At 67.9% G+C, this 20,182-nt stretch carries 22 protein-coding genes; 12 read left to right on the forward strand and 10 right to left on the reverse strand.

Features of this window, described 5'->3' with window-relative positions; all coding sequences use genetic code 11:
* Positions 1-39: 39 nt before the first annotated feature.
* The gene (locus A9975_RS18025) at positions 40-627 is read right to left on the reverse strand and encodes a phosphoheptose isomerase (protein ID WP_043350515.1); all 588 of its coding nucleotides are present in this window, start codon (positions 625-627) and stop codon (positions 40-42) included.
* 99 nt (positions 628-726) lie between these two features.
* A complete protein-coding gene (locus tag A9975_RS18030; protein ID WP_150993570.1) occupies positions 727-1,095 on the reverse strand; it encodes a YraN family protein in 369 nt (122 codons plus the stop codon).
* Between the two features lie 39 nt (positions 1,096-1,134).
* Between A9975_RS18030 and rsmI the strand changes: the two genes are divergently transcribed.
* Positions 1,135-2,058, forward strand: coding sequence for a 16S rRNA (cytidine(1402)-2'-O)-methyltransferase (gene rsmI / locus A9975_RS18035; protein ID WP_183034024.1), 924 nt, complete (start codon positions 1,135-1,137; stop codon positions 2,056-2,058).
* 72 nt (positions 2,059-2,130) lie between these two features.
* Here the strand turns inward: rsmI and A9975_RS18040 are convergent, their stop codons facing one another.
* Positions 2,131-2,967, reverse strand: coding sequence for a septal ring lytic transglycosylase RlpA family protein (locus tag A9975_RS18040; RefSeq protein WP_183034025.1), 837 nt, complete (start codon positions 2,965-2,967; stop codon positions 2,131-2,133).
* 326 nt (positions 2,968-3,293) lie between these two features.
* Here A9975_RS18040 and A9975_RS18045 point away from each other — a divergent pair, with 326 nt between their 5' ends.
* The 3 genes from A9975_RS18045 to A9975_RS18055 all read left to right on the forward strand — a co-directional run bounded on the left by A9975_RS18045 (position 3,294) and on the right by A9975_RS18055 (position 5,045).
* A complete protein-coding gene (locus A9975_RS18045; protein WP_150993562.1) occupies positions 3,294-3,944 on the forward strand; it encodes an MBL fold metallo-hydrolase in 651 nt (216 codons plus the stop codon).
* Positions 3,945-3,994: 50 nt separating this feature from the next.
* Positions 3,995-4,642 (forward strand): exonuclease, encoded by a 648-nt coding sequence (locus tag A9975_RS18050; protein WP_183034026.1) that lies wholly within the window; start codon positions 3,995-3,997, stop codon positions 4,640-4,642.
* Between the two features lie 175 nt (positions 4,643-4,817).
* Positions 4,818-5,045, forward strand: coding sequence for a hypothetical protein (locus A9975_RS18055; RefSeq protein WP_150993566.1), 228 nt, complete (start codon positions 4,818-4,820; stop codon positions 5,043-5,045).
* A gap of 97 nt (positions 5,046-5,142) precedes the next feature.
* Here A9975_RS18055 and arsC read toward each other — a convergent pair whose 3' ends face one another.
* Positions 5,143-5,502, reverse strand: a complete 360-nt coding sequence (arsC, locus tag A9975_RS18060; RefSeq protein WP_150993568.1) for an arsenate reductase (glutaredoxin) — start codon at positions 5,500-5,502, stop codon at positions 5,143-5,145.
* Between the two features lie 103 nt (positions 5,503-5,605).
* Positions 5,606-6,511: a LysR family transcriptional regulator gene (locus A9975_RS18065; protein ID WP_183034027.1), complete on the reverse strand. Its 906-nt coding sequence runs from the start codon at positions 6,509-6,511 to the stop codon at positions 5,606-5,608.
* Between the two features lie 248 nt (positions 6,512-6,759).
* On the opposite strand from A9975_RS18065, the gene A9975_RS18070 reads away from it, so the two are divergent.
* A complete protein-coding gene (locus A9975_RS18070) occupies positions 6,760-7,350 on the forward strand; it encodes a GNAT family N-acetyltransferase (protein ID WP_150992589.1) in 591 nt (196 codons plus the stop codon).
* Positions 7,351-7,545: 195 nt separating this feature from the next.
* Here A9975_RS18070 and A9975_RS18075 read toward each other — a convergent pair whose 3' ends face one another.
* Positions 7,546-8,814 (reverse strand): M20/M25/M40 family metallo-hydrolase, encoded by a 1,269-nt coding sequence (locus tag A9975_RS18075; protein WP_183034028.1) that lies wholly within the window; start codon positions 8,812-8,814, stop codon positions 7,546-7,548.
* Positions 8,815-8,858: 44 nt separating this feature from the next.
* Positions 8,859-10,124, reverse strand: a complete 1,266-nt coding sequence (locus A9975_RS18080) for an allantoate amidohydrolase (RefSeq protein WP_183034029.1) — start codon at positions 10,122-10,124, stop codon at positions 8,859-8,861.
* Between the two features lie 422 nt (positions 10,125-10,546).
* On the opposite strand from A9975_RS18080, the gene A9975_RS18085 reads away from it, so the two are divergent.
* The 7 genes from A9975_RS18085 (at position 10,547) to A9975_RS18110 (ending at position 17,459) form a co-directional block, all read left to right on the forward strand.
* A complete protein-coding gene (locus A9975_RS18085) occupies positions 10,547-11,959 on the forward strand; it encodes a C4-dicarboxylate transporter DctA (protein WP_183034030.1) in 1,413 nt (470 codons plus the stop codon).
* A gap of 45 nt (positions 11,960-12,004) precedes the next feature.
* Positions 12,005-12,694: a GntR family transcriptional regulator gene (locus A9975_RS18090; protein ID WP_043350559.1), complete on the forward strand. Its 690-nt coding sequence runs from the start codon at positions 12,005-12,007 to the stop codon at positions 12,692-12,694.
* A gap of 304 nt (positions 12,695-12,998) precedes the next feature.
* On the forward strand, positions 12,999-13,127 hold the full coding sequence (locus tag A9975_RS38140; protein ID WP_255503296.1) for a hypothetical protein: 129 nt from the start codon (positions 12,999-13,001) through the stop codon (positions 13,125-13,127).
* Positions 13,128-13,196: 69 nt separating this feature from the next.
* Positions 13,197-14,018: an SDR family oxidoreductase gene (locus A9975_RS18095; protein WP_183034031.1), complete on the forward strand. Its 822-nt coding sequence runs from the start codon at positions 13,197-13,199 to the stop codon at positions 14,016-14,018.
* An 88-nt stretch (positions 14,019-14,106) separates the two neighbouring features.
* Positions 14,107-14,883, forward strand: a complete 777-nt coding sequence (locus A9975_RS18100) for an enoyl-CoA hydratase-related protein (protein ID WP_183034032.1) — start codon at positions 14,107-14,109, stop codon at positions 14,881-14,883.
* 63 nt (positions 14,884-14,946) lie between these two features.
* Complete coding sequence (locus A9975_RS18105; RefSeq protein ID WP_183034033.1) at positions 14,947-16,644, forward strand: long-chain-fatty-acid--CoA ligase; 1,698 nt, start codon at positions 14,947-14,949, stop codon at positions 16,642-16,644.
* The gene (locus A9975_RS18110) at positions 16,641-17,459 is read left to right on the forward strand and encodes a crotonase/enoyl-CoA hydratase family protein (protein ID WP_183034034.1); all 819 of its coding nucleotides are present in this window, start codon (positions 16,641-16,643) and stop codon (positions 17,457-17,459) included. Before A9975_RS18105 ends, A9975_RS18110 begins: the two co-directional genes overlap by 4 nt.
* 48 nt (positions 17,460-17,507) lie before the next feature.
* Here A9975_RS18110 and A9975_RS18115 read toward each other — a convergent pair whose 3' ends face one another.
* The 3 genes from A9975_RS18115 to A9975_RS18125 all read right to left on the reverse strand — a co-directional run bounded on the left by A9975_RS18115 (position 17,508) and on the right by A9975_RS18125 (position 19,885).
* Positions 17,508-17,891 (reverse strand): DUF2784 domain-containing protein, encoded by a 384-nt coding sequence (locus A9975_RS18115; protein WP_183034035.1) that lies wholly within the window; start codon positions 17,889-17,891, stop codon positions 17,508-17,510.
* On the reverse strand, positions 17,888-18,805 hold the full coding sequence (locus tag A9975_RS18120) for a LysR family transcriptional regulator (RefSeq protein ID WP_006157327.1): 918 nt from the start codon (positions 18,803-18,805) through the stop codon (positions 17,888-17,890). Before A9975_RS18120 ends, A9975_RS18115 begins: the two co-directional genes overlap by 4 nt.
* A 141-nt stretch (positions 18,806-18,946) precedes the next feature.
* The gene (locus A9975_RS18125) at positions 18,947-19,885 is read right to left on the reverse strand and encodes a LysR family transcriptional regulator (protein WP_183034036.1); all 939 of its coding nucleotides are present in this window, start codon (positions 19,883-19,885) and stop codon (positions 18,947-18,949) included.
* Positions 19,886-20,182: the final 297 nt, after the last annotated feature.

Raw genomic sequence — 20,182 nt, forward strand, 5'->3', positions numbered from 1 at the left:
GCGGCTGCGCCGCGCGGCGGGCTTGGGTGGGCGCGGGCCTTACCCCTCGCCCAGCAACGCTTCGTCGATGCCGTCGCACAGGCAATGCAGGGTCAACAGGTGCACTTCCTGGATGCGCGCCGCGCGCTCGCTGGGCACGCACAGGTGTACGTCGAATTCGTCGAGCAGGCCGGCAAGCTCGCCCCCGCCCTGGCCGGTCAGCGCCACCACGCTCATGTCGCGCTGCTTGGCGGCCAGCACCGCGGCGATCACGTTGGCGGCGTTGCCGGAGGCGGACATGGCGAGCAGCACGTCGCCCGGCTGGCCGAGCGCCTCCACCTGCTTGGAGAACACCACGCTGAAATCGTAGTCATTGCCGATGGCGGTGAGGATGGAGCTGTCGGTGGTCAGCGCAATCGCCGCCAGGCCCGGGCGCTCGCGCTCGAAGCGGCCGATCAGGTCGGCCGCGAAATGCTGGGCATCGGCGGCGGACCCACCGTTGCCGCAGGCCAGGATCTTGTTGCCGCTGGTGAGCGCGCCAACCAGGCGCTCGATCGCCGCGGCGATGTGCGGCGCCATCACCGTGGCGGCCTGGCGCTTGGTCTCCGCGCTGTCGAAGAAATGCTGCTGGATGCTATCGATATGCATGGCTCGATCGGCCTTCTTGTTTTCAAACGCTTTTCAAATACGGCATGCGCCGCAAGATACCGCTGCATTATGACGCAGGCGCCTGGGCTGCCTGCCGCTTCATTGCGCCGCGCCAGCATCGAACGCATCGCGGATCCATTCGAGGCGGCCCGGCTCCAGCGCGACCACATCCAGCCGGCAGCGCGGCTCGAAGCCCTGCCCTGCCTGCGCCGCCAGGTAATGCGCCGCCGCCAGCAGGATGCGCCGCTGCTTGGCGGGCGTGACGCTGGCCGCCGCACCGCCATAAGCACGGCTGGCGCGCTGGCGCACCTCGACAAACACCAGCGTGCCGTCGGCCTCGCGCATGATCAGGTCGATCTCGCCGCCTTTGCAGCGATAATTGCGAACCACGAGCGCCAGGCCCTGCCTTTGCAGGTAGTCCAGCGCGCGCGACTCGGCCCGGGCTCCCCGCGCCTGCGTCGGCGACATCGTGGATTTGAATGATGGTTTCAACGGAAGTTCTCAAGCATGACTGACTGGATCTCCCTGGCGGCCGGCCAGTCCTACCCGTCCGGCACCCTGTATGTGGTGGCCACCCCGATCGGCAACCTGGCCGATCTCTCGCTGCGGGCGCTGCACGTGCTCGGCCTGGTCGACGCCGTGGCCTGCGAGGACACCCGCAACACCGGGCAACTGCTCACGCGCGTGGGGCTGCATCGCCCTTTGCTGGCGGTGCACGAGCATAACGAGCGCGAAGCGGCCGAGCGCATCAACGCGCGGCTGGCGGCCGGCGAGCGCATCGCCTATGTGTCCGATGCGGGCACGCCCGGCATCTCGGATCCGGGCGCGCGGCTGGTGGAAGCGGCGCGCGCCGCGGGCCACGCGGTGGTGCCGCTGCCCGGCCCGAGCGCGACGGTGGCCGCGTTGTCGGTGGCGGGCGCGATGCTCGACAGCGGTGACGGCCGTTTCACCTTTGCCGGTTTCCTGCCGCCCAAGGCGCGTGCGCGCGCCGACGCCATCGCCGGGCTGGCCACGCTGGACCATGCCTGGGTGGTGTATGAGGCGCCGCACCGCATCGCCGACACGCTGGCGGCGCTGGCCGCCGCGCTGCCGGCCGGCAGGCGGCTGCTGATTGGCCGTGAGCTGACCAAGCTGTTCGAGGAAATCAAGGTGCTGCCCGTGAGCGAGGCGCCGGCCTGGCTGGCCGCCGATCCGTCGCGCGCCAAGGGCGAGTTCGTGCTGGTGGTGGAAGGGGCCGCGCCCACGGCGGCGGATGCCGGCCTGCCCGACGCCCGCGCCCAGCAGGTGCTGGGCCTGCTGCTGGCCGAGTTGCCGGCCAAGCGGGCCGCCAAGCTTGCCGCCGCCATTACCGGCGCGCCAACGGATGCGCTGTACCGGCTGGCGCTGGCGCAGCGCGCCGAGGGTGGCGCGGACGACGAAGCCACGGAGTAAGTTGGAGACAAGCGCGAGGCTGGCGCCGTCGGCCTCGCGGACCTGGCAGGGCTGCATGGTCCGCGCCCCGGCTCAGCGGCTCTTGCGCTTGGTGGTGGCAGGCTTGCGCGCCTTGCGGGCCGTGCGCGCCGGCCTGGCGGGATTGTCGGCCATCTCGGAAACGGTGGAGGCATCGTCGCCGCCATCGCCCGCCTCGTCGTCGCCCGGCGTGATCTGTGGCCCCAGCGCCGCCACCTCGGAGCGCGACAGGCGCCGGATCTCCACCTGCGTCGAGCCGTGGTCGGTGAAGCCGAGGCGCTTGGCGGCGCCGTAGGAGACATCGAGGACGCGGTTGCTGTGATACGGCCCGCGATCGTTGATGCGAACCACCGCGACCTTGCCGTTACGCAGGTTGCGCACCAGCACCCAGCTGTCGAGCGGCAGCGAGGGATGCGCGGCGGTCATCGCACGCATGTCGAAGCGCTCGCCATTGGCGGTCTTGCGGCCATGGAAGCCCTTGCCATACCAGGATGCCAGGCCACGCTGCTCGAAGGAGCCCAGATCGGGCCGCAAGCCTTCCAGCGAGCCCTGGCCGGCGCCCTCGCCCAGCGCATCGTTGCCGCCGCCCCAGCGGAACAGGCCCCAGCCGTTACCGTTGTCTTTCTGGGCATGATCGGTCGCCTCGCCCCTGGCGGCATCATCGGCCTTGCCATTCTTGCCGCCGGTTTTGTCGCCGTTCTTGTCGCCCTTTGCCGTCTTGCCCGGCTTGGCAGCCTTGGCACTTCCCGGGGTGGCGGCAGTGGGCATGCCCTCCTGCCCTTCATCCGCCGGCGGGATCGCACAGGCGGCCAGCGCCAGCGCGCACGTGGCGTGCAGGCACAGGCGGACGATCCGCCCGGGGCGGGAAAAATAGGGGGGTAACCAAGACATCGCGGGAGTCTAGCATCACGCAGTTACACCTATGGCCTTGATTATGTTACGAATTGTCTGTAACACGCGGCAAAAACCGTACCCGATTCGGCGGCGGTCGGGCGCAATGCCAGTCCTGGCAAGGCTTTCGCGGTGTGATGCCCGCATGGCTTCATGTCCTGGCCGCGCTGCCGGGAGAAGTACGTTCCAGTGTGCCCGACGCTACAATGCGGGGACGATTCCAATCGCGGGCCGTCCCGGCGGTTGCGCCAATTGTGGCGCATCAGGCGCTCGCGGCTTCCGCGGCTTTCGCGATCTCCCGCGTTCCCCCTCCTGAATTCCGCTCCATGCAAGTCCTATTGATTCCCGTGACGCCCTTCCAGCAGAACTGCGCGCTGCTGATCGACGAGACCACCGGCCGCGCCGCGGTGACCGATCCCGGCGGCGACCTTGACCGCATCCATGCCGCGGTCAAAGAGCACGGCGTGACACTGGAGAAGATCTTCCTCACCCACGGCCATGTGGACCATTGCGCGGGCGCCGCGTCGCTCGCGCGCGAGCTTGGGATCCCGATCGAGGGGCCGCACGAGGACGAGCGCTTCTGGATCGAGCAACTGCCCGAGCAGACGCGCCGCTTCGGCTTTGGCCATGCCGAGATCTTCGAGCCGCAGCGCTGGCTGGACACGGGCGACACCGTGCAGTTCGGCAGCGAGACGCTGGAGGTCTACCACTGCCCGGGCCACACGCCCGGCCACGTGGTGTTTTTCTCGCGCGCCAACCGGCTTGCCATCGTGGGCGATGTGCTGTTCGCCGGCTCGATCGGCCGCACCGACTTTCCGCGCGGCAACCACGCCGACCTGATCCGCTCGATCCGCACCCATCTGTGGCCGCTGGGCGAAGACGTCACCTTCGTGCCCGGCCATGGGCCCGTCTCCACCTTTGGCGAGGAGCGCAGGAACAACCCGTACGTGGCCGACCACCTGATCGATGTGGCCTAGCGGGCCAAACCCGCCACCGCTCTTCCCGAACCTCATTTCCAAGGCAGGCCATGGCCAAGCGACAGGCACCTGACACCCGTCCCGAAATCTATGTCAGCACCGACGTGGAGGCCGACGGCCCCATCCCCGGACCGCACTCCATGCTGTCGTTCGCCTCCGCCGCGATGCTGGCGGACAAGACCGTGCTGAGCACCTTCTCGGCCAACCTGGAAACGCTGCCGGGCGCGGCCGGACATCCGGCGCAGATGCAGTGGTGGCAAACCCAGCCGGAAGCCTGGGCCGCCTGCCGGCGGGATCTGGAACCGCCCGAGCGGGCCATGGTGCGCTACGTGGAGTGGGTGGAAAGCCTGCCTGGCAAGCCGGTCTTCGTGGCCTTTCCCGCTGGCTTCGACTTCACCTGGATGTTCTGGTACATGATGCGTTTTGCCGGCCGCTCGCCGTTTGGCTGGGCCGCGCTCGACATCAAGACGCTGGGGTTCGCCATGACCGGGCTGCCCTACCGCAAGACCGTCAAGCCGGCGCTGCCGGCCGCGTGGAAGGACCCGCTGCCGCACACCCATGTGGCGCTGGACGATGCGCTGGAGCAAGGTGCGCTGTTTTGCAACATGCTTGCCGAGCTGCGCGCGCGGGAGGCCACGCTGGCCGCCGCGCAAGCTTTGGCCGAAGGCGACGGCGCGCCGCCGGCTCCCACGGCCTGAGCAGGCTGGCCTGCGGGTTGCCGCGGGCCTTGCGCCGGCCTCGCATCCTGGGCCACGCCAGCTATAGTTAAGTCGTATATGGCATCCGAACCCACCCCGTCTCTCAGGGCTGCCGCGGCGCCACGCCATATACGGCTTGCACGGCCTCGCGAGCCACGCCCAGGAGGTGTCGCCCATGCGTTTCCATCCCAACCTGCACTTGCGCCAGATGGCCGGCCGGTTGCATTGGCCGCACGTGACCCCATCCTCGCGCGAGTCCACCCGCCCGCACTCCCTGGAGGACGATGCCGAAGTCGCCAAGGCCACGGTCTACGTGAGCGCGGTGACGCTGGTGATCCTGCTGGTGGTCCTGGCGGCAATCGCTTTCGGCCAGGAGGCCATGCACTGGCTGGGTGTTCATTAGACGACCCGCCTGAAGCAGTCCAGCCTCCCTGACCGGGCCGGCCCTCACCTAGGTGGGGGCCGGTTTTATTTCGGGGCCAAGGTTTGCCGGCGCCGGCTCAGGCCAGCAAGGGGGCGACGTTCTCGGGCGGGCGGCCGATGGCGGCGCGGCGGTTGCGCACCACCAGCGGGCGTTGCAGCAGGATGGGGTGGTCGGCCACCGCGCCGAGCACCTCGGCATCGGTCAGGCCCGGATCGGCCAGGCCAAGTTCCTTGTAGGGCGCTTCGTTGTCGCGCACCATCTCGCGCACCGGCACGCCTAGCATGGTGTGGAGCTGTTTGAGCGTGGACAACGTGGGTGGCGTCTTCAGGTATTCCACGATCTCCACGGGCTCGCCCAGCCGGCCAGCGGCTGCCTCGACCAGCGCGAGGGTTTCGCGCGACTTCGAGCAACGGGGGTTGTGATAGATGGTAATCATGGCGGCACTCCTGGTTCGACCGAGGCCCCGGCGCCGGGGCTGAAACCCGCACTATACAAGCGGCGTTGCCCGCCCGCATGCCCCCGAGAGGTGGCATACCGGCTCAGGCCGGGCTTTGCCCCTGCGGCGCCAGCCGCAGCAGGGCCGCCACGGTGGCGCGCAGCCCGGCGCGCAGCGGCTTGTCGTGGCGCAGCACCAGCGCCAGCGTGCGCGCCAGCGGCGGGGCCAGCGGGCGCACGGCGATCCGCGCGCGCGGCTGTCCCGGCGGCAGCGCCATGCCAGGCAGCACCGAATAGCCCAGCCCGGCGCCCACCAGCTCCTTGATCGCCTCGACGCTGTCGAGCTCCATCACCGGGCGTGCGCTGATGCCGGCGCGCAGGAACCATTCGTCCACCAGCCGGCGCGTATTGCCGCCGGGCGAGAACAGCACCAGCGGCCGGCCGGCCAGGTCGGCGGGCGCCACGGTAGCGGGCAACGGCTCGTCGTCGGCGGGGCCGATGGCCACGAACGGGTCTTCCAGCACAGGCGTGATGTCGAACATCCGGCCAGAGGCCGGCAGCGTCACGAAGGCCAGGTCCAGGGCGTTGTCTTCCACCCCCTTGAGCGCCTCGCCGGTGTTTTCCGTGCTGACCACGATCTCCAGCGCAGGCATGGCGCGGCGCAGGTCGCGCAGCACCGCTGGCAACAGGTAGATGCAGGCGGTGGCGCCAGTGCCCAGCCGCACCCGGCCGACCACCCCGCCAGCGTGGCGCGCCATGCTGTCGTCGGCGGCGGCCAGCGCACCGGCCACGCCGCGCGCGTGCGCCAGCAAGTCCTCGCCGGCGGGGGTGGGCAGCACATGGCGCCCTACCCGCTCGAGCAGGCGCAGGCCATAACGCTGCTCCAGCTGGCGCACCTGCAGGCTGACCGCCGGCTGGCTCAAGCCGAGGCGCTCGGCCGCCGCCGAAAAGCTGCCAAGATCGCAAACCAGCGAAAAAGCCTGCAGGAAGTCGGGATTGAGATGCCGCATGCCAAAGAATTTCTTATGCGCTGCATAAGTCAGCGAAGCTTCCTTTATAGCATCGGCGCAAGTTAAGGTAGCAGCGTGCCCTGGCCCTTGCCACCGCCGGGCAGCTCGCTGCAACACGGCTCTCATCCACGTATCGCTTTTCCTCCGGCATCGACTACGCTCGAACCGGCTCACCTGCCCAGACCGCTCGCCGCGCCTGCATCATGAAAGCCCCTCTCGCCACACTCAGCGCCGCCTCCGCCACGCCGATGGCCGTGGCCAATGCCACCGCCGCCGTCCAGGCTTGCGCCAGCCCGTCGATCCGCGACGCCACCGCTGCCGACATCCCCGCCATCCAGGCCATCTACGCGCACCACGTGCGTCACGGCCGCGCATCGTTCGAGGAAGTCGAGCCAGGCGTGGACGACATCCGCCTGCGTCACGCCGAGGTGAAACGCCAGGGCCTGCCCTACCTGGTGGCCGAGCGCGGTGGCGAGGTGCTGGGCTATGCCTACGCCAGCGCCTACCGCACGCGCAGTGCTTACCGCTTTGCCATTGAGGATTCGGTCTATATCGATGAGCGCTACCGGGGCCAGGGCCTTGGCCTGGCGCTGCTTGCCGCGCTGGTGTCGCGCTGCGAGAGCGGCCCGTGGCGGCAGATGGTGGCGGTAGTGGCCTGCACCGCCAGCGGCGAAGGCGCTGGCTCGCTGGCCTTGCACGAGCGGGTGGGCTTTCGCACCATCGGCCGGCTGCAGTCCGTCGGGTTCAAGCACGGGCAGTGGATCGATACGGTGCTGATGCAGCGGTCGCTGGGAGATGGGGACGAAACGCCGCCGGTGGAGCGTTCTGCCAGGCCGTAAGTGCTGGCCGGCCCCAAGCCGGCAGACAGCCGATCCACCTGAATTAATTCCAATGAGGAATTTTAAGTGGATCTTGCTAGGTAAATATATTCGTCATGCGCATGATCTTGCGATCAAGGCTGATGAGAGGGCGCGGCGAGCGCCTGCCCCCTCGTTTAGTCCCAAGGCTGATACCAGCCCCGGGACCATGACAGATCAACCGATCAGATCCGACAGCGCCAGCGCCACCACCTTGGTGGCACGGTTCAGGTCGTTCAGGCGCAGGTTCTCGTCCGAGTTGTGGCCGCGCGCTTCCATCAGCGTGCGCGGGCCGGCGCCGTACAGCACGGTGGGGATGCCGTACTTGGTGTAGTGGCGGGCATCGGTGTAGAGCGGCACGCCTTGCACCGGGATCTCCACGCCGAACACTTCCTCGGCACGGCCCTTCAGGGCGCCGATCAGCTTTTCCACGCCCGGCAGTTCCGACAGCGGCTCGGCCAGGATGATGCGCTCGACCTTTACCTCGATGCCCGGACGGTCCTTGGCGGCCTTCTCGACCACGGCGCGCAGCTCGCCTTCGGCATCGAAGCCGATTTCCTCGGGGATCATGCGGCGGTCGACACGGAAGGTCACCAGGTCCGGCACCACGTTGGTGTTGATGCCGCCCTTGATCAGGCCGACGTTCAGCGTGGCAGTATCGATGCCCAGCGTCTTCGACTTGCGCGTGGCCAGCTCGGCACGCAGGCCGTAGATGGCTTGCAGGATGTGAGTGGCGGCTTCGATCGCGTCCACGCCGGTGTGCGGCATGGCGGCGTGGCCTTGCTTGCCCTTGACCGTCACTTCCACGTGCAGGCAGCCGTTGTGGGCCGAGGTGATGCCGTAGGAGAAGCCGGCCGAGATGGCGTAGTCGGGCTTGCTCAGGCCCTGGTCGAGCAGGAACTTGGGACCGATGTCGCCGCCGGTTTCCTCGTCGTACGTGAATTGCAGCTCCAGCGTGCCGTTGAGCTTGGCGCCTTGCTTTTCGGCTTCCATCAGCGCCAGCACGGCGTACGTGTAGGTGGCGAAGTCCGACTTGGACACCGCCACGCCGCGGCCATACATGACCGGGCCGTGCTCGCTGTCGGCGATCTCGCCGCCGTACGGGTCCTTGGTCCAGCCCAGGCCCGGAGGCACCACGTCGCCGTGGGCGTTCATGGCGATGGTGGGGCCACCCGTGCCAAAGGTCTTGCGCACCAGCAGGTTGGTGGCGCTGATCATGCCAGCGGCCTTGACCAGCTCGTCCGGCACCTTGTGCGCTTCGACCTTGAAGCCCAGGCCTTCGAGCAGCACCTTGGCGCGCGCGCCGTGCGCGTCGCAATCGCCCGGCGGGTTATCCGACGGCACCTTGACCAGTTCGGCGAGGAAGGCTTCCTGCGCGGAACGCTGGGCGTCGATGTAGTTGGTGAGCGTGGTCTGCAGCGGGTTCACGTTGTCTCTTGCGGTCATGTTGATTCTCGAAAAAGTCTCTCAGGATGGCGGATGCGGGCGCTTTACTGCTGCCGCGCGGAATGCTTGTCGAAATGCTCGACGAAATCGCTGAACACGGCAGCGGCGCTGGCGGCGTCCTCCGCGGTCATGATCTCGGTGGGGTGATGGCTGATGCCACCGTTGCCGCAGCGCACAAACAGCATCGCGACATCGGCAATGGCCGCGATGGCCATGGCGTCGTGGCCGGCGCCGGAAGGCAGGTGCCGCACCGGCAGCCCCTGGCGGGCGATGGCGTCCGCCCATTGCTGTTGCAGCCAGGGCGCGCACGGCACGCTGACGGCCTCATGGGTCTTGCGGATCTGCACGCGCACATTGCGCCGGGCGCACACGCGCTCGATTTCCGCCAGCACGTCATTCACGGCAGCCTGGCGCACGGCGTCTTCGCCGGCACGGATGTCGATGGAAAAGACCGCGCGGCCCGGCACCACATTGGCGGCGCCGTTAGGCACGTTGAACTGGCCGATCGTGCCGACCAGGCCAGGCAGGCCACTGCAACGGCGCTCGATAAACAGGCCGATCTCGGCGCCGGCCATGGCGGCGTCGCGGCGCATGTCCATCGGCACGGTGCCGGCGTGGCCGGCCAGCCCTTCAAGTTCCACGATAAAGCGGGTGGCGCCGGAGATCGCGGTCACCACACCCAGTGACAGCCCTTCGTTGAGCAGCACCGGGCCTTGCTCGATATGGACTTCCACGAACGCCAGCACCTGCTCGCGCGCATGCGCGGCGGCGGGCAGGCCAGCGGGATCGAAACCTGCCGCGCGCATCACTTCGCGCATGGTCTTGCCCGAGTCGTCCACGTTGTCGAGCACATTGGTGTCGAAGGTGCCGGCGATGGCGCGGCTGCCCAGCAGCGTGGCCTTGAAGCGCACGCCCTCCTCCTCGGCAAAGCCGACCACCTCGATGGCGAACGGGAAGCGCTTGCCCTGGCGGTTCCACTGCGCCACACAGGCGACCGGGAGGATCACGCCGAGGTTGCCGTCATAGCGGCCACCATCGCGCACGGTGTCGAAATGCGAGCCGGTGAGCAGCGCGGGCGCATTGGGCGCGGTGCCCTCGTAGCGGCCGATCACGTTGCCGGCCGCGTCGCGGCGCACCGTCATGCCGGCAGCCTGCATCCATTCGGTGAGCTGCGCGGCGGCGCCGTGGTGAGCCTCGGTGAGATAGGTGCGGGTGAGCATGCCGGGCTGCTCGGTGTGGACGGCCAGGGTATCGGCCCAGGCCATGATGCGCGCCCCGGTTTCGGTAGCGGGCGTGAGGGTTGCTGCCATGCGTGTCTCCTGCTGGAAGTGCGCGAATGCGGGTGGCGCCGGATCATGCAAGCCCCGCGCTAGCGGTGCCTCGGGTGCCGGACCGGCGCCGCCGGACCATCCCGGTGCGCCCTGACTCTCGTGCGAGAGCTCTATTTTGTGCGATTCATGGTAGCACAGTGAATTCAAAAATTGCATACAAAAATGATATGCACTATATTGGCTTCCACGTTCCGACAATTCGCTGCGGACAATCCGATCCGGACAGCGAGTTGCGTGGATTCCGCACCGACAAGAGAGCGAATCCACGATGCGGCGCAGCCCTCACCCGGCAGCGCGCGCGGGACGTCAGGCCGGCTGTCCGCCACGCGGGCAACCGGCAATTCCACAGCACGACAGGATGCGCCAGCCAACGTCTAGGACGCGTCCGCATGGAGACAACGATGCACCCAGCAGTCCAGCAACGGCCGGCTTCCGGCCGCCCGCAAGCCGCCTTTTCGCGCTTCTTCCAATCCCTGTTTGGCCAGGTCCTTGTCGCCCTGGTGCTCGGGACTGCGCTCGGGCTGCTTTTCCCCGAATTTGCCGCCAAGCTCAAGCCGCTCGGCGATGCCTTTATCAAGCTGATCAAGATGCTGATCGGCCCGATCGTGTTCTGCGTGGTGGTGGCGGGCATCTGCGGCGCCGGCGAGCTCAAGAAGGTGGGCCGGGTCGGCATCAAGGCTGTGCTCTATTTCGAGGTGGTCACCACCATCGCGCTGGCGCTGGGCATCGCGCTGGCCTACATCTTCCACCCCGGCACCGGCATGAACGTGAACCCGGCCTCGCTCGACGCCTCGGCCATGTCTGCCTACGTGGACACGGCCGAGAAGGTCAAGAGCGCGGGCATGGTGGACTTCCTGCTCAAGCTGATCCCCAGCACGGTGATGGGCGCGTTCGCCAGCGGCGACGTGCTGCAGGTGCTGCTGGTATCGATCCTGTTCGGTTGCGCGCTGTCGCTGGTGGGTGAGCGCGGCCAGCCGCTGGTGACGATCATCGATACTTTCTCGCACACGCTGTTCAAGATGATGGGCTTCATCATCAAGCTGGCGCCGCTGGGCGTGCTGGGCGCGGTGGCCTTCACCGTGGGCAAGTACGGCATCGGCTCGCTCAAGCAGCTGGGCTACCTGGTGCTGGTGTTCTACGGCGCGGTCGCCTTGTTCGTGATGGTGGTGCTGGGCACGGTGATGCGCCTGTGCGGCTTCTCCGTCTTCAAGCTGATCCGCTACCTGCGTGCCGAGCTGCTGGTGGTGCTGGGCACCGCATCGTCCGACAGCGTGCTGCCCCAGGTGATGAAGAAGCTGGAGTTCCTCGGTATCAAGAAATCGGTGGTGGGCCTGGTGATCCCCACGGGCTACTCCTTCAACCTGGATGCCTTTTCGATCTACCTGACGCTGGCGGCGGTGTTTATCGCCCAGGCCACCAATACGCCGCTGGCGCTGGGCGACCTGCTCGGCATCCTGGCCGTGGCGCTGGTCACCTCCAAGGGCGCGCATGGTATCCCCGGCTCGGCCATCGTGATCCTGGCGGCCACACTGTCGGCGCACCCCGCCATTCCCGCCATCGGGCTGGTGCTGGTGCTGTCGGTGGACTGGTTCATCGGCATTGCCCGCGCGGTCGGCAACCTGATCGGCAACTGCGTCGCCACCGTCGTGGTCGCCGCCTGGGAAAAGGATATCGACCGGGCTCGCGCCCACGACGTGCTCAACGGCAGGATCGACGCCAGCGACCTTGAGGCGGGCTTTGCCCCGGCGCCGCACGAGGCCGCCCTGGCTACCCCCGGGGCATCCCCGCTGCCCGGCGCGGCCGCGGGGCGCTAGAATCTCGGGATTCCTCCAACCGAGACGCTGCGCAAGTGCGCGACCATGCCTGAGCATATCGACCCTGCCATGACCGCCGAAGCGATCGCCGAAGACATCGTCGCGGCGATCGTCTCGCACCGCCTGCCGCCCGGCACCAAGCTGCGCGAAGAGGCCCTGGCCAGCGTCTACCGCGTCAGCCGCACCAAGGTGCGCGCCGCGCTGCTGATGCTGTCCAAGGACAAGCTCATCCAGATCGTGCCGGACAAGGGCGCCTTCGTGGCCAAGCCCAGCGCCGAGGAGGCGCGCGAAGTGTTTGCGGTGCGCCGCATCCTGGAGGCGGCCCTGGCCCGTGAATTTGTGGCGCGCGCCACCGCCGCCGACTACAAGCGCATCGACCGGCACCTCGTCGCCGAGAAGAAAGCGCTGGGCGGCAGCGATGCGCATGTGCGCACCCGCCTGCTCAGCGATTTCCACATCATGCTGGCGGACGTGGTGGGCAATGGCGTGCTGACCGGCATGCTGCAGGAGTTGTCGTTGCGCAGCGCGGTGATCACCATGCTCTACCAGTCCCGCCGCGACGCCGCCTGCTCCTCGGATGAGCATCGCGACTTCATCGAGGCTGCCCGCGCCGGCGACACCGAGCGCGCGGTGACCCTGATGGTGGAGCACCTGAACCACGTCGAGGCGGCGCTGCATTTCGAGCAGGTGCCCGCCGCCCGCAGCAAGGACCTGGTGACGGCGCTGCTGGCCTGAGCCCGGCACGCAGCTGCGTGCTTGACCCAGGTCAAGGCGCGCCACGCGCCTTTGCATCATCATCGACCTCGTCATGAAGCTGCGGGGGCGCGCTTCATGACACACTGGCCCGTCCATCGCGGACGGCAGCCCGCACGCCGGCTTGGGTGCGGGCTTTTTCTTTTGCGCGCCGCGCGCACCGTCATTGCCAGATCGGCGCGTGATCGAATCGCGGCTTCGGAGTAGGATGTCGGAGGCCCAAGTCAGAGGCCGCTTAAAAGATCAGTGAAGATCAATGGCAAAAGATAAAAGCCAGGAGACCGACATGACCCGTTCCAGCCGCCCGGTGGCGATGCCCGAGGCATCGCCAGAGCCAGCCCGCGCCATCCTGCTCCCCGATTTGCCGATCCTGGCGGCCCCGCCATCCGTGCGCCCGCGCCGCGTGCGCGGCTGATCTTCCCGCCCGACTCCCGTGCCGGGCCATCCGCTTTCATCATCCAACCCATCCTGGTGAGGGAAACCCATGTCCAACGCGTTCAAAGATGACGTCCTGGCCGGCAAGGTCGTGTTTATCGCCGGGGCCTCGTCCGGCATCAACCTGGGCATCGCCCGGCATTTTGCCAAGGCGGGTGCCAGGCTGGCGCTGGTCAGCCGCGACCCCGAGCGCATCGCCGCGGCGGCGGCCAGCATCAACGACGCCGGAGGCAGCGCCATCGGCATGGCGGCCGATGTGCGCGACTACGCCGCGGTGGAGGCGGCGCTCGCGCGCACGCGCGACGAGCTTGGCCCGATCGATATCGTGATCTCGGGCGCGGCCGGCAATTTCGTGGCGCCGGCGCTGGGCATGTCCGCCAACGGCTTCAAGACCGTGGTGGATATCGACCTGATCGGCACCTTCAATGTCTTTCGCGCCTGCTTTGCCTTTCTCAATGCGCCGGGCGCCTCGCTGATCGCCATCACCGCGCCGCAGGCGGTCAACGCGATGATGTTCCAGGCCCACGTATGCGCCGCCAAGGCCGGCATCAACATGCTGGTGAAATGCCTGGCCATGGAATGGGGCCCGGCCGGCGTGCGCGTCAACGCCATCTCGCCCGGCCCCATCGCCGGCACCGAGGGCATGGCGCGGCTCGCTCCCACGCCGGAAATGGAGGCGCGCTTCAAGGCACGCCTGGCGCTGCGCGACTACGGCGACAAGGACGATATCGCTAATACGGCGCTGTTCCTGTCCACCGACAACGCCCGCTATATCACCGGCACCATCGTCGACTGCGATGGCGGCAGCAAGCTGGGTGACGCGTCCGCCGACGCACTGCATCCGCCCAAGGCGCCGGGCAAGCCGGCCTGAGCCGCGCGGCGCTCCACGCACCCAAGCCTTCGTGCATTTGCGCATTTGCACATTTGTGCGTCAGAACACCAACGACAAGGAGACACCTATGACATCACCCGTGCTCTATCACGCCGCCGAGGGCGTGGCCACCATCACCCTGAACCGCCCCGACGTGCTCAACGCGCTCAACAGCGCGCTGATGCTAGAGCTGCGCGCCGCCGTCGAGCGCGCCGCGCAGGACGAGGCCGTGCGCGCAGTGGTGCTGACCGCCAATGGCCGCGGCTTTTGCGCAGGCGCCGACCTGGCCGGGCGCGAGCCCGGGCTGCAGGATTCGGGCACGCTGCTGCGCGAGCGCTATCACCCGATCATCCTGGCGCTGCGCAATATGCCCAAGCCCGTCATCACCTCGGTCAACGGCGTGGCGGCCGGCGCCGGCATGAGCCTGGCGCTGGCCGGCGACGTGGTGCTGGCTGGCCGCTCCGCGTCGTTCCTGCAGGCGTTCTCGAAAATCGGCCTGGTGCCCGATGCGGGAAGCACCTACTTCCTGCCGCGCTACGCGGGCGAGATGCGCGCCCGCGCGCTGGCCATCCTGGCCGAGAAAATCGACGCCGAAGAAGCCCATCGCATCGGCCTGGTGTGGAAGGTGCATGAGGACGATGCGCTGCCGGCCGAGACCGCCAAGCTGGCCGCCCACCTGGCGCAGATGCCCACCTTTGCCTACGGCCTGATCAAGGAAGCACTCAACGCCAGCCTGGAGAGCGACCTGCCGGCGCAGCTCGAACGAGAAGCCACGCTGCAGTCGCGCGCATCGAAGAGCGAGGACTTCAAGGAAGGCGTGGCGGCGTTCCTGGAAAAGCGCAAGCCCGCATTCAAGGGCCGCTGACCACCGCTGGCTACGCACCGCACCACCAATTCGAAATCAATTCGAAACCAGGAGACGCGCACCATGCTAGGCCTCATGCAAGACCGTCCGTTGCTGATTTCCTCACTGATCGAGTACGCCGCGCAGTACCACCCGCTGCAGGAGATCGTGTCGCGCACGATCGATGGCGGCACGGTGCGTTCCAACTACGCGCAGGTGCACCGCCGCGCAAAGCGGGTCGCCAGTGCGCTCGTCGGCCCCGGCGAGCTGGGCGGACTCGACGTTAAGCAAGGCGACCGCGTCGGCACGCTGGCGTGGAACACGCATCGCCACCTGGAGCTGTACTTTGGCGTGTCGGGCGCGGGTGTGGTGCTGCATACCGTCAATCCCCGCCTGTTCCCCGAGCAGATCGACTACATCATCAATCACGCGGAAGACCGCGTGCTCTTCTTCGACCCGTGCTTCGCGCCGCTGGTGGCGCAACTCGCGCCGCGCCTGTCCAGCGTCAAGCACTACGTGGCAATGACCGATCGCGCCGGCACCGACGCGCTCGGCCTTGCCGGCAAGCTGCCCAGCCTGCTGTGCTATGAAGACCTGGTCGAGGCCGGCAGCGAGGACTATGCGTGGCCGCAGTTCGACGAGCGCACCGCGTCGTCGCTTTGCTACACATCGGGCACCACCGGCAACCCGAAAGGCGTGCTGTATTCGCATCGCTCCACCGTGCTCCACAGCCTCAAGGCCTGTGCGTTCGACACCTTTGGCGTGAGCGCGGACAGCGCGATCCTGCTGGTCGTGCCGCTGTTCCACGCCAACGCCTGGGGCATGCCCTACGCATGCGCCATGACGGGGGCCAAGATGGTGCTGCCCGCCCAGCACCTGGACGGCGAAAACGTCTACCGCATGCTGCGCGACGAACGCGTGACCTTTTCCACCGCGGTGCCCACGGTGTGGCTGATGCTGTTCCAGTACCTGGATGCGCATCCCGAGATCGATCCGCGCTCGCTCGGGCTGAAGCTGGCCGGCGTGGGCGGCTCCGCCGCGCCGGCGGCGATGATCGAGCGCTTCGAGCTACAGTTCGGCGCGCGTTTTGTCCAGGGCTGGGGCATGACGGAGACCAGCCCGATCGGCGTGATCAGCACGCTCTTGCCCAAGCATCAGGGGCTGGGCACGCAGGAGCAGTTGAAGATCAAGCTCAAGCAAGGCCGCGCGCTGTGGGGCGTGGACCTGCGCATCGAGGACGACCAGGGCAACGCGCTGCCGCACGACGGCCAGGCCTTTGGCCGGCTCAAGGTGCGCGGGCCGTGGATCGCCTCGGCATACTTCAAGGCAGAGCACGACGCGCTTGACGCCGACGGCTGGTTCGACACCGGCGACGTTGCCAATATCGATGCCGACGGCTATGTGCAGCTGGTGGATCGCGCCAAGGACGTGATCAAGTCCGGCGGCGAGTGGATTTCTTCCATCGATCTGGAGAATGCCACCATGGGCCATCCCGCCGTGGCCGAAGCCGCCGTCGTGGGCGTGCCACATCCCAAGTGGCAAGAGCGCCCGCTGCTGGTGGTGGTGCGCCGCGCGGGCAAGCACGTTAGCGCCGCCGAACTGCTCGAGTTTCTCGCCGCGCGCGTCGCCAAATGGTGGGTGCCCGACGACGTCGCCTTTGTCGACTCGCTGCCCCACACCGCCACGGGCAAGCTGCTCAAGGTGAAGCTGCGCGAACAATTCAAAGACTATGTCCTGCCCACGGCGCAGGACCCGATTCCAGCAAGGAGCCATGCAAGATGAGCACCAGCAGCGACCGCATCATCCTGACCCTCGAAGAGGGCGTGGCCGAGGTCAGGCTCAACCGGCCCGACAAGATGAACGCGCTCGACCCCGCCATGTTCGACGCGCTGATCGAGACCGGCCAGCGTCTCGCGCGCGAACCGGACTTGCGCGCCGTTGTGCTGTCGGGCGCAGGCCGCGCATTTTGCGCCGGGCTCGATATGCAGAGCATGGCCGGGCTGGGCGATGGCCAGGGCGACGCCATCGCCGCGGGGCGCCTCGCGGCGCGCAGCCATGGCATCTCCAACCGCCCGCAGTTCGCCTGCATGGTGTGGCGCGAACTGCCGGTGCCGGTGATCGCCGCGGTGCACGGCGTAGCGTTCGGCGGCGGCTTGCAGGTCGCGCTCGGCGCCGACCTGCGCTATGTCACCGCGGACACGCGCATGTCGGTGATGGAGATCAAGTGGGGGCTGGTGCCCGACATGGCCGGCATGCTGCTGATGCGCGGCCTGGTGCGCCCCGACCGCCTGCGCGAGCTGATCTACAGCGGCCGCATCGTCACCGGTGAAGAAGCCTGCGCGCTGGGCCTGGCCACCGCCGTGGTGGACGACCCGCGTGCCGCCGCGCTAGCCGCCGCGCGCGACATCGCCAACCGCAGCCCGGACGCAATCCGCGCCGCCAAGCGCTTGATGCAGGTGAGCGAAGACGGCGACGGCGCCGCCATCCTGCTGGCCGAATCGGTCGAGCAGGACCGGCTGATCGGCGGCGCCAACCAGCGCGAAGCGGTGATCGCCAATATGGAAAAACGGGCAGCGGCGTTCAAGCCGGCGTCGTAGTGTTGCATGGCGCCGGCCGAGGTGCCTGGCGCTCCGCGTCTTGCGCGCTCAGGCGTGCCGACGCGTTCGCTGGCGCCGCATCCGGCGACAGAGCGCCACGTAGACCGCCAGGTTGAGCGCCAGCACCACGGCGCCAAGCACCATCTGGATCTCGCGCGTGAGGCCCTCGGGATAGATCAGCGCCAGCACGTAGTGCTGCACAAAATCCCCGCCATAGGCTGGCTGCCCCGCGCGCTCGCGCAACGCATTCTCCAGCGGCGTGAGCGGGCAGATCCATCCGCTCCACTCCACCACCACGCCCCAGGCCGCCGCCGGCAGATGCAGCCAGGCCATGCGCGGCCAGCGCAGCACCAGCAAGCCGCCCAGCATGACAAAGACGATAAAGGCGAGGTGAAACAGGACGACCGCGTCCGCGAGCCACGCCGCCATCATCGTCCTTGCCGCCCGGTCCAGTACCCCGGCACCGCGAACGCCGCCTTCAGGTGCTCGATAAAAAAACGGATCTTTGCGGGCACCGGACGCTGCTGCGGGTACACCGCAAGGATGTCGTAATCCGGCAGCGCATACTCATCCAGCACCGTGATCAGCTCCCCGCTCTCCAGCTGCGGCAGGATTTCCCAGGTGGAGCGCCAGCCCAGCCCCAGGCTCTCGCCCGTCCAGCGATGCAGCAACTCGCCGTCGTTGCAATCCAGGTTGCCATTGACGCGCACCGTCACCGTCTTGCCGTCCTGCTGGAAATACCAGCCGCGCTGCTGGCCTCCCTGCAGGTTGAACGCCAGGCAGTTGTGCTGCGCCAGGTCGTCCAGCGTCTGCGGCACGCCATTGCGCGCGAAGTAGGCCGGCGTGCCGCACACCACCCGCTTGTTGGTCGCCAGCTTGATCGCGACAAAGTTTGGATCGATGGCCCCGCCGATGCGGATGCCCACGTCATAGCCCTCGCGCACGAGGTCCACCACGCGGTCGGTCAGGTTGAAGGAGATCTGCACTTCGGGATTCGCCGCCAGGAACGCCGGCGCATGCGGCGCCACATGCTTGCGCCCGAACGCGGCCGGGGCCGACACGATCAGGTGGCCGGTCGCCTTGTGCTTGCCCTCGGCGATCAGCATCTCGGCCCGGTCCAGGTCCGCCAGGGCCTTCTTGCACTGCTCCATGAAAGCCGCGCCCTGCTCCGTCACCACGATGCGCCGCGTTGAGCGGTGCAGCAGCTTCACGCCGATGCGCGCCTCCAGCGCATTGATGCGGCGCCCGATCATCACCGGCGTCACGCCCTGCGTCAGCGCGGCGGCGGCCATGCTGCCGTGTTCGACGACGGCGATAAAGGCTTCGATCTGTTTTAGCTTGTCCATGCGGTGTGTCTCCTGGGCGTCATTGTGGCGCATTTGCAGGCGGCGGGCATGTGCTTGGGGCTATGTGGGCTATGGGGCTATGGGGCCATGGGGGCGATTAGGGTGGGGGTACTCAGGCGCCCGGACGATGCATCACCGCACTCACCTGCCCGCACGCACCGCGGGCCGCCCGCGCGGCATCGTTTGCGCGCAGTGCCGCACCTCCTTGCTGAACTCGGCGCAGGCCTGGGTCATCAGGTCTTCCGAGCGGTAGACGAGGAACACGCGGAACTCGGGTAGTTCGTCGCTGATCGGCAGGCGGATCAATGACGAAGGATCGAGCCGCAGCGGGCCGGTGCCGTCGAAGACGAAGTCGGACCACATGCTGATCAGGTCGGTGCGCGTGGCCAGCTGCAGGCCGAGCAGGTTGGAGGCGCTCTGCACCACGCGCTTGGGCATGTCGAGGCGGTGCAGCCGCATCACGCTGGCGAGCGGGCTGCCGGGGTCGTCGAGGGGGTCGAGGACGAGCCAGTCGGCGTCGAGCAGCGGCCGCAGCCGGCGTACCCGCCGCAGCGGATGGCCGGCGCGCACGGCCAGCGACATTCCGGTGGAAAACAGCGGTTCCCACTGGAAGGCGCCGGTGCCCGGGCCGCTGTTGGTGGAGATCAGGCCGAGGTCGAGCCGGCCTTCACGCAGGCCTTCGAGGATCTGTTGCGGGCGCAGCTCGAAGCCGCGCAGGGCAACGTTGGGAAAGCGCTTGCGGAACGCGGCCATGGCGTCGGGCAGCGGGCCGCTGGAGGCCACCGCGGTGAAGCCGATGTTGAGCTGCGCGTCGGCGTGGCCGCGGATGGCTTCGATGTCTTCCAGCGCATGGCGCAGCTCCTGCTCCACCAGGCTGGCGCGCTTGACCAGCGCCACGCCATAGGCGGTCAGGCTGACGCCGCGCACGGAACGCGACATCAGGGTGACGCCGAGTTCGCGTTCGAGTTCGGCGATGGCTTTGGACAGCGCCGGCTGCGACACATGGAGGCTGCGCGAGGCTTCGTGGATGCTGCCGTGCTGGGCCACCGCCAGCAGGATGCGTAGTTGCTGCAGCTTCATCTTGGCTTTTCCTCTTTTTATGTTCTTCCAGGCTCTTCCAGGCGCCCCGCAACGGTGCGCGCCGCCCCGGCGCCGTGCCCGAGCGCCGTTGGCGGCACTACGGCGCGGACCTGGTGCCGCGCCGCGAATGCCCACGGCACAAGGTTTCTCGGTACTTGTACCGATAGCGGCGCGACAGTGGTTATGACGGCGATGCCATTTGGTTATCAGGATGAAAATATATGATTTTTGGCTTGCCGTGTTTGCCTCAATACTTCATCGCCAGGGAGTCCCCACATTCCCGCGATGGATGCCCGG

This window comes from Cupriavidus sp. UME77 (assembly GCF_014170355.1).
GTDB lineage: Bacteria > Pseudomonadota > Gammaproteobacteria > Burkholderiales > Burkholderiaceae > Cupriavidus > Cupriavidus basilensis.

Coding starts and splice junctions, on each gene's coding strand:
- A9975_RS18115 (WP_183034035.1), bottom strand. CDS start 17,891: ATGATGGCGGCGTGGCTCGCGGACGCGGTCGTCCTGTTTCACCTCGCC.
- A9975_RS18085 (WP_183034030.1), top strand. CDS start 10,547: ATGCACCCAGCAGTCCAGCAACGGCCGGCTTCCGGCCGCCCGCAAGCC.
- A9975_RS18090 (WP_043350559.1), top strand. CDS start 12,005: ATGCCTGAGCATATCGACCCTGCCATGACCGCCGAAGCGATCGCCGAA.
- arsC (WP_150993568.1), bottom strand. CDS start 5,502: ATGATTACCATCTATCACAACCCCCGTTGCTCGAAGTCGCGCGAAACC.
- A9975_RS18125 (WP_183034036.1), bottom strand. CDS start 19,885: ATGAAGCTGCAGCAACTACGCATCCTGCTGGCGGTGGCCCAGCACGGC.
- A9975_RS18050 (WP_183034026.1), top strand. CDS start 3,995: ATGGCCAAGCGACAGGCACCTGACACCCGTCCCGAAATCTATGTCAGC.
- A9975_RS18110 (WP_183034034.1), top strand. CDS start 16,641: ATGAGCACCAGCAGCGACCGCATCATCCTGACCCTCGAAGAGGGCGTG.
- A9975_RS18055 (WP_150993566.1), top strand. CDS start 4,818: ATGCGTTTCCATCCCAACCTGCACTTGCGCCAGATGGCCGGCCGGTTG.
- rsmI (WP_183034024.1), top strand. CDS start 1,135: ATGACTGACTGGATCTCCCTGGCGGCCGGCCAGTCCTACCCGTCCGGC.
- A9975_RS18100 (WP_183034032.1), top strand. CDS start 14,107: ATGACATCACCCGTGCTCTATCACGCCGCCGAGGGCGTGGCCACCATC.
- A9975_RS38140 (WP_255503296.1), top strand. CDS start 12,999: ATGACCCGTTCCAGCCGCCCGGTGGCGATGCCCGAGGCATCGCCAGAG.
- A9975_RS18095 (WP_183034031.1), top strand. CDS start 13,197: ATGTCCAACGCGTTCAAAGATGACGTCCTGGCCGGCAAGGTCGTGTTT.
- A9975_RS18080 (WP_183034029.1), bottom strand. CDS start 10,124: ATGGCAGCAACCCTCACGCCCGCTACCGAAACCGGGGCGCGCATCATG.
- A9975_RS18065 (WP_183034027.1), bottom strand. CDS start 6,511: ATGCGGCATCTCAATCCCGACTTCCTGCAGGCTTTTTCGCTGGTTTGC.
- A9975_RS18030 (WP_150993570.1), bottom strand. CDS start 1,095: ATGTCGCCGACGCAGGCGCGGGGAGCCCGGGCCGAGTCGCGCGCGCTG.
- A9975_RS18075 (WP_183034028.1), bottom strand. CDS start 8,814: ATGACCGCAAGAGACAACGTGAACCCGCTGCAGACCACGCTCACCAAC.
- A9975_RS18120 (WP_006157327.1), bottom strand. CDS start 18,805: ATGGACAAGCTAAAACAGATCGAAGCCTTTATCGCCGTCGTCGAACAC.
- A9975_RS18070 (WP_150992589.1), top strand. CDS start 6,760: ATGGCCGTGGCCAATGCCACCGCCGCCGTCCAGGCTTGCGCCAGCCCG.
- A9975_RS18040 (WP_183034025.1), bottom strand. CDS start 2,967: ATGTCTTGGTTACCCCCCTATTTTTCCCGCCCCGGGCGGATCGTCCGC.
- A9975_RS18105 (WP_183034033.1), top strand. CDS start 14,947: ATGCTAGGCCTCATGCAAGACCGTCCGTTGCTGATTTCCTCACTGATC.
- A9975_RS18025 (WP_043350515.1), bottom strand. CDS start 627: ATGCATATCGATAGCATCCAGCAGCATTTCTTCGACAGCGCGGAGACC.
- A9975_RS18045 (WP_150993562.1), top strand. CDS start 3,294: ATGCAAGTCCTATTGATTCCCGTGACGCCCTTCCAGCAGAACTGCGCG.